The sequence below is a fragment of the Saccharothrix luteola genome (assembly GCF_020859565.1).
Lineage (GTDB): Bacteria > Actinomycetota > Actinomycetes > Mycobacteriales > Pseudonocardiaceae > Actinosynnema > Actinosynnema luteola.
Genome location: NZ_JAJHUO010000049.1, coordinates 1 through 13461 on the forward strand (window position 1 = coordinate 1; position 13461 = coordinate 13461).

General features: G+C 71.0%; 12 protein-coding genes, 1 tRNA gene and 1 pseudogene. 7 read left to right on the plus strand and 7 right to left on the minus strand.

Features of this window, described 5'->3' with window-relative positions; all coding sequences use genetic code 11:
- Nucleotides 1-224: 224 nt before the first annotated feature.
- Both LNK82_RS43945 and LNK82_RS43950 read left to right on the plus strand, forming a co-directional pair.
- Nucleotides 225-1052 (plus strand): annotated as a pseudogene (locus tag LNK82_RS43945) (methyltransferase domain-containing protein); the annotation flags it as partial.
- Between the two features lie 58 nt (nucleotides 1053-1110).
- Nucleotides 1111-2313 (plus strand): acyltransferase family protein, encoded by a 1203-nt coding sequence (locus LNK82_RS43950; RefSeq protein ID WP_230572751.1) that lies wholly within the window; start codon nucleotides 1111-1113, stop codon nucleotides 2311-2313.
- Here LNK82_RS43950 and LNK82_RS43955 read toward each other — a convergent pair.
- Nucleotides 2310-3170, minus strand: coding sequence for an NAD-dependent epimerase/dehydratase family protein (locus LNK82_RS43955; RefSeq protein WP_230572752.1), 861 nt, complete (start codon nucleotides 3168-3170; stop codon nucleotides 2310-2312). The genes LNK82_RS43950 and LNK82_RS43955 overlap by 4 nt on opposite strands.
- A 203-nt stretch (nucleotides 3171-3373) precedes the next feature.
- Here LNK82_RS43955 and LNK82_RS48090 point away from each other — a divergent pair, with 203 nt between their 5' ends.
- Both LNK82_RS48090 and LNK82_RS43965 read left to right on the plus strand, forming a co-directional pair.
- Complete coding sequence (locus LNK82_RS48090) at nucleotides 3374-4693, plus strand: nucleotide disphospho-sugar-binding domain-containing protein (RefSeq protein ID WP_308257536.1); 1320 nt, start codon at nucleotides 3374-3376, stop codon at nucleotides 4691-4693.
- A 24-nt stretch (nucleotides 4694-4717) separates the two neighbouring features.
- Nucleotides 4718-6256, plus strand: a complete 1539-nt coding sequence (locus LNK82_RS43965; protein WP_230572753.1) for an MFS transporter — start codon at nucleotides 4718-4720, stop codon at nucleotides 6254-6256.
- Between the two features lie 366 nt (nucleotides 6257-6622).
- On the opposite strand, the gene LNK82_RS43970 is transcribed toward LNK82_RS43965, so the two are convergent.
- Nucleotides 6623-6871 carry a WGxxGxxG family protein gene (locus tag LNK82_RS43970; protein ID WP_230572754.1) on the minus strand — a complete coding sequence of 83 codons (249 nt, stop codon included), beginning with the start codon at nucleotides 6869-6871 and terminating at the stop codon, nucleotides 6623-6625.
- A gap of 896 nt (nucleotides 6872-7767) precedes the next feature.
- Between LNK82_RS43970 and LNK82_RS43975 the strand changes: the two genes are divergently transcribed.
- Nucleotides 7768-8568, plus strand: coding sequence for a hypothetical protein (locus LNK82_RS43975; RefSeq protein WP_230572755.1), 801 nt, complete (start codon nucleotides 7768-7770; stop codon nucleotides 8566-8568).
- A gap of 133 nt (nucleotides 8569-8701) precedes the next feature.
- Entirely contained in the window at nucleotides 8702-8947 is a 246-nt protein-coding gene (locus LNK82_RS43980; RefSeq protein ID WP_230572756.1) for a hypothetical protein, read from the plus strand.
- A 23-nt stretch (nucleotides 8948-8970) separates the two neighbouring features.
- Here the strand turns inward: LNK82_RS43980 and LNK82_RS43985 are convergent.
- From LNK82_RS43985 to LNK82_RS44005, 5 genes are all read right to left on the minus strand, one after another.
- A tRNA-Ala gene (locus LNK82_RS43985) sits at nucleotides 8971-9046 on the minus strand.
- 63 nt (nucleotides 9047-9109) lie between these two features.
- Nucleotides 9110-9814 carry a divisome protein SepX/GlpR gene (gene sepX / locus LNK82_RS43990; protein WP_230572757.1) on the minus strand — a complete coding sequence of 235 codons (705 nt, stop codon included), beginning with the start codon at nucleotides 9812-9814 and terminating at the stop codon, nucleotides 9110-9112.
- A gap of 161 nt (nucleotides 9815-9975) precedes the next feature.
- Nucleotides 9976-10632 carry a GNAT family N-acetyltransferase gene (locus LNK82_RS43995; RefSeq protein ID WP_230572758.1) on the minus strand — a complete coding sequence of 219 codons (657 nt, stop codon included), beginning with the start codon at nucleotides 10630-10632 and terminating at the stop codon, nucleotides 9976-9978.
- A 34-nt stretch (nucleotides 10633-10666) separates the two neighbouring features.
- Nucleotides 10667-11890: a molybdotransferase-like divisome protein Glp gene (gene glp / locus LNK82_RS44000; protein ID WP_230572759.1), complete on the minus strand. Its 1224-nt coding sequence runs from the start codon at nucleotides 11888-11890 to the stop codon at nucleotides 10667-10669.
- Between the two features lie 14 nt (nucleotides 11891-11904).
- Nucleotides 11905-12786 (minus strand): UTP--glucose-1-phosphate uridylyltransferase, encoded by an 882-nt coding sequence (locus LNK82_RS44005; RefSeq protein ID WP_230572760.1) that lies wholly within the window; start codon nucleotides 12784-12786, stop codon nucleotides 11905-11907.
- A 38-nt stretch (nucleotides 12787-12824) separates the two neighbouring features.
- Between LNK82_RS44005 and LNK82_RS44010 the strand changes: the two genes are divergently transcribed.
- Nucleotides 12825-13391: a 5-formyltetrahydrofolate cyclo-ligase gene (locus LNK82_RS44010; RefSeq protein WP_230572761.1), complete on the plus strand. Its 567-nt coding sequence runs from the start codon at nucleotides 12825-12827 to the stop codon at nucleotides 13389-13391.
- The last annotated feature ends 70 nt before the right edge of the window (nucleotides 13392-13461 follow it).

Genomic DNA, 13461 nt, shown 5'->3' on the forward strand with positions numbered 1-13461 from the left:
CGCCACCCACTGGACACCCCACCACCGACGCCTCCCTACCCACGCCGCCAACCGCCCCGACCGCAAACCACCGACCAACCACCGCACACCCAACGACCCGCTCCCACGGTCCCCACCGAACCAGGCCCCCCCCCCCCCCCCCCCCCGCGCCCGCGCCCCCCCCCCCCCCGGGGCGGGGGGGGGCGGCCCCCCCCCCGCCCCCCCCCCCCCGCCGCCCCCCCCCGGCCGAGGTCGCCAGGGACAAGGGCATCCGCGTCCGGGTCGACTACTTCGAGGAGTCGTCGGCGCGGGCGATCCGCGCCGAGGACGGCCCGGCGGACGTGATCTTCTCCGCCAACACGATCAGCCACATCGCCTACATGGACTCGATCCTGCGCGGTGTCCACGCGCTGCTCGCGGACGACGGCGTGTTCGTCGTGGAGGACCGCTACCTCGGCGACGTGGTCGAGCACAACTACTTCGACCAGATCTACGACGAGCACTTCTACCTGTTCGCGATCAAGTCGGTCGGCGCGATGGTGGCCAGGTTCGGGTTCGACCTCGTCGACGCCGAGCGCATCCCGGTGCACGGCGGCGCGATGCGCTACACGATAGCGCGGGCGGGCCGCCGCGCGGTCAGCCAGGCGGTGCTCGACCTGGCCGCCGGGGAAGCGAAGATCGGCCTGGACCGGCTCCCGGTGTACGCGCGCTTCCGCGACGAGATCAAGTCGATCCGATCGGAACTGACGGCCCTCCTGACCGATTTGCGCGATCAGGGCAAGACCGTCGTCGGGTACGGCGCCACGTCGAAGAGCGCGACGGTCACCAACTACTGCGGCATCGGGCCGGACCTCGTGCCGTACATCTCCGACACGACACCGGTGAAGCAGGGCCGCGTGACGCCGGGCTCGCACATCCCGATCGTCCCGCCGGAGCGGTTCTCGCAGTCCTACCCGGATTACGCGCTGCTGTTCGCCTGGAACCACGCCGACGAGATCATGGCGAAAGAACGCGCGTTCCGCGAGTCCGGTGGCAAGTGGATCCTCTACGTGCCCCGCGTGCACGTCATCTGACGACGGCTTTCCGCTCAATCCCGTCGAGCACACCCACTCACCTCGTCGAGGAGGACCGATGACGCTGACGGGACAACGGCCGCGCGTGGCGGAGCACGGGCGCCAGGACCTGCCGTCGCTCACCGGGCTGCGCTGGTTCGCGGCGCTGCTCGTGTTCGGCATCCACTTCACCGGGATGGCGCTGACCACGCCGCCGGGGTCGACCGGGCTGAGCGGGTTCGACCAGGCGGTCAACGACCTGGGCCGCACCGGGTTCATCGGGGTGTCGTTCTTCTTCGTGCTCAGCGGGTTCGTGCTGACCTGGTCGACGCCCGACGACCTGGCGTCGCGCGAGTTCTGGCGGCGGCGCTTCGCCAAGATCTACCCCGTGTTCGCGGTGACGGCGCTGGTCGCGGTCGTGCTGCAACTGGTCGTCACCGGCGTCCGGCCGGGCTGGGACGTGGTGCTCGGCCACGTGTTCCTGCTCCAGGCGTGGACGCCGGACCAGGCGTTCGTCTTCGGCCTCAACCCCGTGATGTGGTCGCTGAGCTGCGAGGCGTTCTTCTACCTGTCGTTCCCGGCGCTGCTGCTGGTGCTGGACCGGCTGTCGGCGCGCGGCCTGCGGGTCGCCGGCGCGCTGTTCGTGGTCGCCACGTTCGCGGTGCCGGTGCTCGCGGGCGAGGTGTTCACCCTGCGCGAGCCCGCACCGCCGGCGCTGGTGCCGCTGGACGGGTTCGAGAACCAGTTCACCTACTGGTTCACCTACGTCTTCCCGTTGATGCGCGTCACGGAGTTCGCGCTCGGCATCGTCGTCGCGCTGCTGGTGCGGCGCGGCGCGTGGGTCGGCCCGCCGCTGCCGGTGGCGATCGGCCTGTGCCTGGCCGCGTTCTTCGTCAACCGCGAGCTGCCGCCGCCGTGGCAGCGGTCGGCTGGGATGCTGATCCCGTTCGCGCTGCTCATCGCGGCGGCGGCGCGGGCGGACTCGCGGCGCGCCTGGTCCCCGTTGCGCAGCGGGCCGCTGGTGTTCCTCGGGAAGGTCTCGTTCGCCTTCTACGCGGTGCACGTGCTGATCATCATGCACACCATGGGCGGCCGCGTGCAGACCTGGCTCGCCGACCTGGGGGTGATCAGCGGGCCCGCCCTGCCGGTGTGGGGCGCGCTGGTCGTGCTCGTGGTGCAGCTCGCCGTCACCGTCTTCGTGGCCTGGTTGGTGTACCGGTTCGTCGAGGTGCCGATGACCAGGCTGTTGCGCGGGGCGCGACGCGGTGTGCCGGTGGTCTAGCCCTCCTGCACGGCTTTCCAGGTGCGGCGCAGGCCCTCGGTGAACGTGGTGACCGGCCGCCAGCCCAGCACGTCCTCGGCCAGCCCGACGTCCAGCAGGATCGTCCGCCGGTCGAACTCGCGCGACGGTGACCGGTCCACCGCCGACCGCACGCCGGTCACGTCCTCGACCTCGCGCCGCAGCCGGCCGAGGGAGACGGGGTCTCCGGAGCCGATGTTCAGGGCGAACGGCAGGTCACCGGTGTGCCGGGAGATGCGGAGCAGGGCGTCCACGACGTCGTCCACGTACACGAAGTCCCGGGTGATGTCGTCGTCGCCGATCTGGCGCAGGCGTTCCCCCTGGGCGACCGCGGTCAGCCAGTGCGCGATCACGCCGTGCCCGGGGTCGGTCCGGTGGCCGGGCCCGTAGAGGCTGGCCAGCCGCGCCACCACCGGACGCACCCCCGGCGCGGCGCGCAGCACCTTTTCCATCTCCAGCTTGCACCGGCTGTACGCGGTGCCCGGCCGCAACGGCGTGCGCTCCGTGAATGGTGGTTCCGCGGCCCGGTCGTAGCAGTCCGCGCTGCCGGCCAGAACGACGGTCGGATTGGTGCCGAGAGCGCCGAGGGCCGCGACGAGCCGGGTGAAGTCGGCGAGATCGCGGTCGGCCCTTTCGGGGAAGCGCTCGGCCGTTCCGGGCGTGACGCTGGTGGCGACGCAGAAGACCACCTCAGCGGTGCGGAGCGCCGGCGACAGCACGTCGTCCACGAGCGCGGGTTCACCCCTGGTGATCGGCGAGACCTGCGCGGATGCCCGTTCCAGCCCGGCGGCGAGCGCCGACCCGAGGAACCCGCGCGCGCCTACCACCACCGCATGCATAACGCCTTCCTCCGCTCGCGAACCGGCAGCGTGCCACATCGCCGCGCGCGCCCGGTACACCGTCCCGGAAAATCCGCATTTTCGAAGAAGACCCTGGACGGGCGCGCTCGCCGGTTGACAGCATGTGACGAAAAGAAACATGGGGACGTTTACCCGGACGGCAGCCCGCGCGCCGTTCGCCGAATGGTCGGGAAAGGCGTTTTATGCGTTTTCTGTTCACCGCATGGCCCACGCCTTCGCACCTGTTCCCGCTCGTTCCGCTGGCCAACGCGCTCATCGGCGCGGGCCACGAGGTGCGCGTCGCGTCCACGCCCTCCCTGGCCGGCGCGATCCGCGCCTGCGGCCTCACCGCGGTGCCCCTCGGCGACGGCTCGGGCACGGTCACCGGGCCGGGCAAGATCGTGTCACCGGAGCTCGCGGCGCGCTTCGACGACCTCGCCGCCCGGCTCGGGCTGTCCGAGGACGAACGCGCCACCTGGGACGTCTTCCGCTACTTCATGCTGCCGCCGATGTGGGACTTCCACCCCTTCGGCGCGTCGGCGTCCGACCCGCACCCCGAGGTCGACGACCTCGTCGAGTACACCCGCGTGTGGCGGCCGGACATGATCCTGTGGGACCCGACGGCCATCGCCGCCTCCATCGCGGCCAAGGTGAACGGTGTCGCGGACGCCCGGCTCATGTGGACCCAGGACTACTACCCGTTCGCGGTGCGCGCGATGGAGCGCGCGCCCGGCGGCTGGGACCCGTTCACGGAGACCGTGCGCCCGGCCGCCGAGCGGCACGGCCTGGAGGTGGACGAGGAGCTGCTGCTCGGGCAGTTCACCGTGGACGCGATGCCCACCGCGATGCGCCTGCCGGACGCCACGACGACGATGCCGATGCGCTGGGTGCCGTTCACCGGCACCACCACCGTCCCGGACTGGCTGGACGCCAAGCGTTCCCGGCCGCGGGTCGCGCTGTCCCTCGGGCAGTCCCGCCGGCTGGTCATGATGGAGGACGGCTGGGACCCGGTGGCGAACGTGCTGGAGGTGGTCGGCCGGCTGGACGTCGAAGTCGTGGCGACGCTCAACGCGACCCAGCTGGCGCGCGTGCGGGCGGTGCCGGACAACGTGCGCCTGATCGACTACCTGCCGCTGAACGTGCTGCTGCCCACGTGCGACGCGATCGTCCACCACGGCGGGATCGGGACGTTCGGCGCGGCGGCGACCTTCAAGTTGCCGCAGCTGATCATCGACTCCCACGCGCAGCACCTGATCCCCGCGTTCGGCGACGAGTGGGCCGCCGCCTTCCGGACCATGACCTCCAAGAACGCCGCGCGCTACGTGCCCGACCGGGGCGCGGGTTTCACCGTGGACGTGCACGCCGCCCCGGAAGAGGCCAGGACGCGGCTCAAGATGGTGCTCGAGGAGTCGGACGTCCGCGCCGGCGTCGAGCGGGTCTACTCGGAACTGATGGCGATGCCCAGCCCGCACGACCTCGTCGCGAGGCTGGAGGACGCGGCGCGGCGCGGGCGCACGGCGTGATCCGGTCGACGGGGCAGGTGTGACGTGGGCGCGGAACCGCGGGCCAGTGGCCGCGACTGGCTGGGCTTCGCCGTCCTGGCGCTGGTCCCGGTCCTGCTCTCGCTCGACGTCAGCGTGCTGTTCCTGGCGCTGCCGGAGCTGAGCGCCGACCTGCGGCCCGACAGCGCCGAACTGCTGTGGATCGGCGACATCTACCCGTTCATGATCGCCGGTTTCCTCGTCACCGCGGGCACCCTCGGCGACCGGGTCGGCCGCAAGAAGCTGCTGCTCGTCGGCGGCGCGCTGTTCGGGCTGGCGTCGGTCCTGACCGCCTACTCCGGCAGCCCCGGCATGCTCATCGCGGCCCGTGCGCTGCTCGGCGTGTCCGGCGCGATCATGCTGCCGAACACGTTGGCGCTGGTGGTGGTCATGTTCGCCAACCCCAAGCAGCGCAGCCTCGCGATCGGCGTGTGGATCAGCTGCTTCATGGCGGGCATCGCGGTCGGCCCGGTGATCGGCGGGCTGGTGCTGGACGCGTTCTGGTGGGGCGCGGTGTTCCTGGTCGGCGTGCCGGTCATGGTGGCCCTGCTGGTGCTCGGTCCGCTGACGCTGCCGGAGTTCCGCAACCCGGGGGCCGGGCGGATCGACCTGCCGAGCGTGGTGCTGTCGCTGGCCGCGATCCTGCCCGTGGTGCACGGGCTCAAGGGTTTCGCCCGCGACGGCGTCACCTCCGTGAACGCGGTCGCGCTGCTGGTCGGCCTCGGCTTCGGCGCGGTGTTCGTGGTGCGGCAGCACAAGCTGCCCAACCCGCTGCTGGACCTGAAGCTGTTCGGCAACCGCACGTTCGCGGGCGGTATCGGGATCATGCTGCTGGCGTCGGCGAACATCTCCGGCTCGATGCTGCTGGCCAGCCAGTACCTGCAGCAGGTGCTGGGGTTCTCGGCGGTGCGGGCCGGGTTCTGGCTCGTGGTGCCGGCGATCGGGCTGGTGACGGCGTCGCTGCTGTCGCCGATCGCCGCACGACGCTCGCGGCCCGGCTACGTGATGGCGGTCGGCCTGGCGATCGCCACCGCCGGTTTCGCCGTGCTGACGCAGATGACCACGACCAGCGGCGTGGCGCTGCTCGTGGCCGGGTCGATCATGGTGCAGTTCGGCATCGGGGCCAGCGGTTCGTTGGGCACCGACCTGGTCGTCGGGACGGCGCCGGCGGAGGCGGCGGGTTCCGCTTCCTCGCTGGTGCAGACGGGGACCGAGTTGGGCACCGCGCTGGGCATCGCCGGTTTCGGCACGATCGCGGTCGCGGTCTACCGGACCGACATGGCGACCTCGGCCGTCGTCGACGCCCGCGACACGTTGCCAGGCGCCCTGACCGCGGCCGAGGGCCTGCCGCCGGACGTGGCCGCGGGCTTGTTGTCGCAAGCTCGCGAAGCGTTCACCGGCGGTGTGACGCTCGCGGCAACCACCAGCGCGGTGATCGTGGCGGCGCTGACCGTCGCGACGATCGTCCTGCTCCGCCACGCAAAGCCACTGGGCCAACCCGCACCCACCGCGGAGGCCGCCTCGAAGACGGGCGCAGATGGCTGAGTTCCCGGGCGCGGCGATGATCGACCCACGGCCACCAGCGAAAGGCCACCCACGATGCGGGTGGCCTTTCGCGGTCAAGCCTCGCGGTCCTACTTCGCCCTGGTCAGGCACTTGTTCCACCAAGACCTCTACGGCCGACCCGGTTCGCGCTCCCGCGAACCGAGGTCGGCCGAGATCGTGGAGCTGAGCACACAGTATGAGAACTCTGTTGTGGCTGCTCAACGACTTGACCTGCTGATCCCGCCCGTGGGCTTCCGCGTCAACCGCACCGACAGCACCACGGAGATCACCAGCATCGTCAGGCACCCCGTGCGGCAACCCAGGAACTTCGATCCGGGTTTTGCTGAAGCGCGTGGCCCGCTCCCGTCACCGGCCCACGGTGCGATCGGTGACCTGGTTCCGCTTCCGTCCCGCCAGGCCTGCCAAGCCCAGCAGACCGAGGAGACCCAGCAAGCCCCAGTTGCCGCTGCTGTTGTCGTTGTCGTTGTCGTCCTGAGCCGTCACAGCCGTCGCGGCGCGCGGCGTGGCTTCGTCGGCGAGCGCCGAGGCGGCAGGGACTCCGGCGAGTGCCGTGCCGAGAACGAGTACAGCCAGGAGCCGCTTCGCGGTGTCCATGTCGTCTCCTCCGGGGGACGTTGTTCGGGAGGCCCCTGGGTACCGCCAGGCGAATCGTTCATGTGCTGATCGGCGCAGACAACACATTCGAGTGAAGCTCCAGTCGTGCCGCGTAAGCACTCCGGGGGCGCGCCGACCACATCGGCCGACCTCGACGCGACGCAACGCTTCGGGTGCCGTTCCGTTCGGTCGGCCTGATCACGGATCGCGCCGAGGAACCCGCTCCAGCGTTCCTCGACCAGAAATTCTCACACCACTCGCGCGCCCATCGACCCCGCAAATCTGCGGCATGAGGAAAGTGACATCCACGGACGGTGTTCCGCCGCAGGCCTTTCAGCCGATCGAGGACGGAGGAGCGAGCTGCGAGACTCGTCCGATCACTTCCGAGGACGGGATCCTCAGTCGTCTGGACAGACGCCGCACGAATCTCATTGGGCCTCCCGGCTGAAAGGCGTCCACAAGCAATGGAGCTTTCCGCTTGTCACATCGCCGGCATGTCGTGCCGGCGGATCGAGCGGCTGAAGCGCCATGCCGACTCGCAGCGCACGTTCCCGCGCGAGAAGTGGCGGTTCAGCTCGACCAGGTCAGAATTCGTGCGCCGCTCCCGTGCCCGGCCGGGTCAACCAGAACTCCACGTCCGTGCCGGATCGATTGTGCGGCCCGCACCGCCGTGCCCGGACAGCAGGCGCCTTCTGGCTCGTCGCGGTTGCCACCGAGCCCGGGAACACCGCCCGCGGTGGTTGTGGTCTGTTCGGACCACACCATTGCCCGGTGTTTCTCCCTAACATGCGGCGCAGGACTACCGGGGTGCCCAGGAAATGCTCCCTGGTCCCGGTTCGCCTGCGTGCGTCGCCGTCGAAGGCAGTCGCGTGCCACTCGAAGCCGTCAGAGGAAGAATGTCTGTCTCGCCGTTCTCCAAGAAGTACTTCGCCAGGAAGCTACGCCGGTCGGTCGTGTCGCTGCTGTTGTGGGCAGTCGTCGCCGGCTTCACCGTGTACCTCGGCAGCTCCGCCGCGGGCACGTTGACCAGTGACTACACCGAGGTGACCGCCACCGCCGTCGAGGAGACGACCACCTCGCAGACCACCGGGGCGCGACGGAATAGGAGCATCGACCAAGTTCGCGCCCTGCGGATCGAGTTCGAGCACAGCGGGCAGCAGCGCCGGGAGACGGTGGTGGCCGACCAGCGCGGCGTCGGCGACACCTTCCCCGTCTACGTCAACGACGAGGACGTGGCCCTGGAGAGGCCGACGGTCGACACGATGACCTGGGTGCTCCTCGCTGTCCTCCTGCTCGTCACGGTGGTGTGGGCGTGGACCACGATCTCCGGGATCATCCGGACGTCGCGGCTGCGCGGCTTCGACCCGGAGTCCGCCACCGAGCGGTTCGCCATCACCGTCCACCAGATCACGCCGCGCAAAGCCACCAAGGCGACCTTCCTGCGCGCCACGGGCGTGGTGAGCGACAGCAACGCGGCCAACGAGCAACTCACCGCGGGACGGACGGTGACGCTGGAGTCCTACGACAACACGATGCCGCCAGCCAACGCGTTCCCCTCGCAGCTCGAAGTACACCTGATCCCTGGTGGTGGGGTCCTGACCACGGCCCTGGTCCACACCCCCGGCGCTGCCGACTGGTGGGTCGCGACGGTGTCCGTGGACAACAGCCACCAGGCGCCGCGGACAAGCACCTCCTGACGCGCCGTACTTGGCCGGTGCGCTGCTGGGTCCGCGCACCGGCCCGGACGTTTGCGGTTCAGGGTTCCAAGCCGGGCACGATCACCCGGCCCGACGTGATCCGCGCTCCACGGCACCGCGATGTCGGGCACCAGTGCGACGGGCAACCGCGGTGGCCTCGTCCTACGGCAACCAGCACAGCTTGATCCGGGACGCGGTCGGAGCCGACGCCCTCGACGACGACACCGTCAAGGCCCGACTGCTCAAGCACCGGACCCGACAAGGCCGAATCCGCGAACGGGAAGCCGATCTCCTCGAAGAACTGGAGAACGAGCCCACCATGCCCGACGCGGCCACGCACAGAAGAGGCGGGAACCGGCTTACCGGTTCCCGCCTCTGAAGGTGTTCATGCACCTTGGTCTCTGGTGGAGCTGAGGGGAATCGAACCCCTGACCTACTCGATGCGAACGAGTCGCGCTACCAACTGCGCTACAGCCCCGTGTTCTGTTGTCGTGCGGAGGAAGCATATCAGTAGTCGAGGGGTGGTTTTGCCACCCCCCGACTACTCGCCCGACGCCCGTCGGTACGGGAGGGCCTCGGGGCCGTCCAGCTCGACGAACAGCGGGTCCTCGTCGTCCAGGTCCACCACGACGGTGCCGGGGCGGGGCTGGTGCTGGAACCTCGGCTGCGGGGTCAGACCCTGCTGGTCACGGGACGTCTCGACCTCGGCGGAGGGCGCGGCCGACGGCGTGGCGGCGGCGTGCGGCCGGGCGTCCGGGGCCTGCCGCGCGGTGGTGCGGCGGCGGGGCTGGGAGTGCCTGGCCAGGCGGCGCGCGCGGATCTCCTCCTCGATCCGCACCTGCCGGCGCAGGTAACCGAGGTAGGAGACCAGCGTCACGTCGCCGGCCGCGTGGCCCCACCACACGAGCGGGTAGAGCACGCCCGCGACGACGCCCGTGACCAGGGCGAGCAGCAGCAACGTGCCGACGACGCGGCGGCGGAAGGCGTACTTGGCCTGCGCCACGATCGCCGCCGTCTCCGGGTCGTAGCCCCCTCGGCCCGGGCGGAACGGCCGGTGCCCGCCGAAGTCGGCGTCCGGCTCGTCGTAGTCGTCGTACTCGTCGAAGTCGGTGTCTGCCTCGGGCATGGCGTCGTACTCCTCCTCCACGCTGCCGCGCGACGCGTCGGCGCGCTTGCGCGCGACCATCGGCACGAGGACGACCAACCAGGCCACGACCAGACCCACGACGATCAGCGAGCTCGGCATCCCCGTCACCTCCCCCTACCCCGCGGCGCGCTCGGTGGTGCGCTTGCCACGCTAGTCACAACAGTCACACCTGTGTCGGAGGCACGCCGACCGGCGTACGTACCAAAGTGTGGTGTATCACCCACTTTCGGGTGATCCGAATAAGCCGCATGGCCTGCAGATCAGGCGGTTCGGGCGTATCCCTGTGCGACCAATCGGCGTACGAGACCCTCGGGCGACGCCTCTTCGGCGGTCATCGCGAAGCACAGGTGGTCACGCCAGTCGCCCGCCACGTCGAGGTACCGCAGGAACAGGCCCTCCTCCCGGAACCCCGCCTTGGCGAGCACCCGGAGGCTGGCCCGGTTCTCCGGCCGGACGGTCGCCTCCAGCCGGTGCAGGCCGCCCTCGCCGAAGCAGTGGTCGACCACGAGCGCCAGCGCCGCCGTGGCCACGCCGCCGCGCGCCCGGTCGGCCGCCACCCAGTAGCCGACCCACGCCGAGCGCAGCGAGCCGCGCACGATGTTGCCGACGGTGATCTGCCCGGCGAGCGCGCCGTCCACGGTGATCACGAACGGCAGCGCCTGGCCGCGCCGGGCCAGCGCCTTCAGCGACGACCACTGCGGCGGCCACGCCAGCGGCGCGTTGCGCTCGTGCCACCCCTCGGCCGCGGTGGGTTCCCAGTCCTCCAGGTACGCCCGGTCGCGGAGCCTGGCCCGCGACCACGCCGAGGCGTCGAACAGCTTCGGCGGGCGCAGCTCCACCAGGCCCGCGGGAACCCTCAGCGGTCCGAGCCGCGCGGGCCAGCCGGGGTGCCGACCGCCGTCACCCGCGAAACTCATCCATCCCCACTGTGTCTCGTGCCCCGTCGGGGTCTCATCCCCGCTGGGCGAGGAAGCTGACCACGACCTCTTCGCCGACCGCCACGTCCGTGACGTCCTCGTCGACCATGATCAGGCAGTTCGCCTCGGCCAACGACGCCAGCAGGTGCGACCCGGAGGTACCCAGCGGCTGCACCAGGTACTCGCCGTTGTCCGCGTCGCGCAGCAGCTGGCCCCGCAGGTAGCCGCGCCGGCCCTTCGTGGACGTCAGCGGCGACAGCAGCCGCGCGCTGACCGCCCGCCGGTACGGGTTGCGCTTGCCCAGCGCGGCCCGGATCAGCGGACGCACCAGCACTTCGAAAACGACCAAGGCGCTCATCGGGTTCGCGGGCAGCAGGAACGTCGGCACCGCGTCCGGTCCGAGCCGGCCGAAGCCCTGCACCGAGCCGGGGTGCATGGCCACCCGGGTCACGTCCACGTCGCCGAGGTCGGCCAGCGCGGCGCGCACCTCGTCGCCGATGACGCCCCCGACGCCACCCGCGACGACCACGATCTCCGACAGCAGCAACCTGCCCTCGACGACCTCGCGCAGCCGACGCGGGTCGGGCGACTGGATGCCGACCCGGCTGACCTCGGCGCCCGCGTCCCGCGCGGCGGCGGCCAGCGCGTAGGAGTTGACGTCGTAGACCTGGCCCTGGCCGGGGGTTCGGTCGACGTCGACCAGCTCCTCGCCGATCGAGATCACCGACACCCGCGGCCGGGGGTGGACCAGCACCTTGTTGCGGCCGACCGCGGCGAGCAGGCCGACCTGGGCGGCGCCGATGGACGCGCCGCGGCGCACCGCGACGTCACCGGTCTGCACGTCCTCGCCGGTGCGCCGGACGAACGCCGCGGACGGCACCGACCGGTGCACGGTGACCTTCGCCGCGTGCCCGTCGGTGTAGCCGACGGGCACCACGGCGTCGGCCAGGGTCGGCAGCGGCGCGCCGGTCGCGACCCGGACCGCCTGGCCGGGTTGCAGCCGTCTGGGCTGGCGGGACCCGGCGGGGATCTCGCCGACCACCGGGAGCGTGACCGGTTCGTCGTTGGCGGCCTGCACGTCGACGCTGCGCACGGCGTAGCCGTCGACCGCCGACTGGTCGAAACCGGGCAACGCGCGCTCGGCGACGACCTCCTCGGCGCAGAGCAGACCCTGCGACTCGGAGATCGCCACCCGCACAGGGGCGGGCCGCACGGCGGCGGCGACCACCCTGGCGAGCTGCTCGTCCACTGACCTCATAAGTTGACCTCGATCTAGGAGTTGGCGAGGCGTGCCCGCAACCACTCCCCCAGCTCGGGCCCGTAGTCGGGGTGCTCCAGTGCGAAGTCAACCGCAGCTCTGAGGAATCCCCCCGGATTGCCCAGGTCGTGTCGCCCACCGCGGTGGACCACGACGTGCACCGGGTGGCCCTCGTTGATCAGCAGCGCGATGGCGTCGGTGAGCTGGAGCTCGCCGCCGGCGCCCGGCGTGATGCGCTTGAGGGCGTCGAAGATCGCCCGGTCGAGCAGGTAGCGGCCGGCCGCCGCGAACGTGGACGGCGCGTCCTCGGCCTTGGGCTTCTCGACCATGCCGACGACCTGCTTGACGTCGTCGTCACCGGTGTCCCTGACGTCGAAGACGCCATAGGCGGAGATCTGCTCCTTGGGGATGTCGAACGCGCACAGCACGCTGCCGCCGAGCTTCTCGCGGACCGCGGCCATCTTCGTCAGCACGCCCGTGGGCAGCACGAGGTCGTCCGGCAGCAGGACGGCGACGGCCTCGTCCGCGCCGGTCAGGTTGCCCTCGGCGCAGGCGACCGCGTGGCCGAGGCCGAGTGCCTTGTCCTGGATCGCGGTCTCGACGGCGAGCAGGTTCGACGCGCGGCGGACCTTGGCGAGCAGGTCGGTCTTGCCGCGTTCCTCGAGCGTCGCCTCCAGCTCCGGTTGCGGGCGGAAGTACTCCGCGACGGCGTCCTTGCCGGGCGAGGTCACGATGACGAGCTTCGTCGCGCCGGCCTCGGCGGCCTCGGTGGCGACGAGTTCGATGCCAGGGGTGTCGACGACCGGCAGCAGCTCCTTGGGCACCGCTTTGGTGGTGGGGAGGAAGCGCGTGCCCAGGCCTGCCGCCGGCACGATTGCTGTCTGGAAGGCGCTCATGAGCTGCGAGCGTAACGGCGCGCTTAGGGTGACCTGCCATGACGTCCGGTGAACGTGATCGGAAGGCGACTCTGCGCACACGGCTGCGGGCCGGGCGGCGCGGCGCGGTGATGCCCCAGATGGTGGACGAGGTGCTGTCCGCCGTTGTGAATTTCGGTGTTTCCGCTGGTGAGACTGTGTGCGCTTATGTCGCTTCGGTGGCGGAGCCGGGGTCGTTGGCGATGGTGGAGGCGTTGCGGTCGCACGGGTTGCGGGTGTTGCTGCCGGTGGTGGTCGGAGACGGGTTGGACTGGGCCGGGTTCGACGGGCGGTTGCGCGTGGGGGCGTTCGGGCTGCGGGAGCCGGTGGGGCCCTTGTTGGGTGCGGAGGCGGTGGGTTCGGCGGCGTTGGTGCTGGTGCCGGCGTTGGCGGTGGATCACTCCGGGGTGCGGTTGGGCAAGGGCGGCGGGTACTACGACCGGGCGCTGGGGTTGGCCGCCGGGCCGGTGGTGGCGGTGGTGCGGGACGAGGAGTTCGTGCCGTCGTTGCCGGCGGAACCGCACGACGTGCGGGTGGACGCCGTGCTCACGCCGGGTCGGGGTGTGGTCCGGCTGCCGTTGCGGTGACTTGGCCCTGTGGCGTCGGCCTCGGTCTGTGACGTCGGCCTTGGTCTGTGACGTTGACCTGTGATGTTTG

Coding starts and splice junctions, on each gene's coding strand:
- LNK82_RS43970 (WP_230572754.1), bottom strand. CDS start 6,871: ATGGACACCGCGAAGCGGCTCCTGGCTGTACTCGTTCTCGGCACGGCA.
- LNK82_RS43955 (WP_230572752.1), bottom strand. CDS start 3,170: ATGCATGCGGTGGTGGTAGGCGCGCGCGGGTTCCTCGGGTCGGCGCTC.
- LNK82_RS44005 (WP_230572760.1), bottom strand. CDS start 12,786: ATGAGCGCCTTCCAGACAGCAATCGTGCCGGCGGCAGGCCTGGGCACG.
- LNK82_RS44010 (WP_230572761.1), top strand. CDS start 12,825: ATGACGTCCGGTGAACGTGATCGGAAGGCGACTCTGCGCACACGGCTG.
- LNK82_RS43995 (WP_230572758.1), bottom strand. CDS start 10,632: ATGAGTTTCGCGGGTGACGGCGGTCGGCACCCCGGCTGGCCCGCGCGG.
- sepX (WP_230572757.1), bottom strand. CDS start 9,814: ATGCCGAGCTCGCTGATCGTCGTGGGTCTGGTCGTGGCCTGGTTGGTC.
- LNK82_RS48090 (WP_308257536.1), top strand. CDS start 3,374: ATGCGTTTTCTGTTCACCGCATGGCCCACGCCTTCGCACCTGTTCCCG.
- LNK82_RS43975 (WP_230572755.1), top strand. CDS start 7,768: ATGTCTGTCTCGCCGTTCTCCAAGAAGTACTTCGCCAGGAAGCTACGC.
- glp (WP_230572759.1), bottom strand. CDS start 11,890: ATGAGGTCAGTGGACGAGCAGCTCGCCAGGGTGGTCGCCGCCGCCGTG.
- LNK82_RS43950 (WP_230572751.1), top strand. CDS start 1,111: ATGACGCTGACGGGACAACGGCCGCGCGTGGCGGAGCACGGGCGCCAG.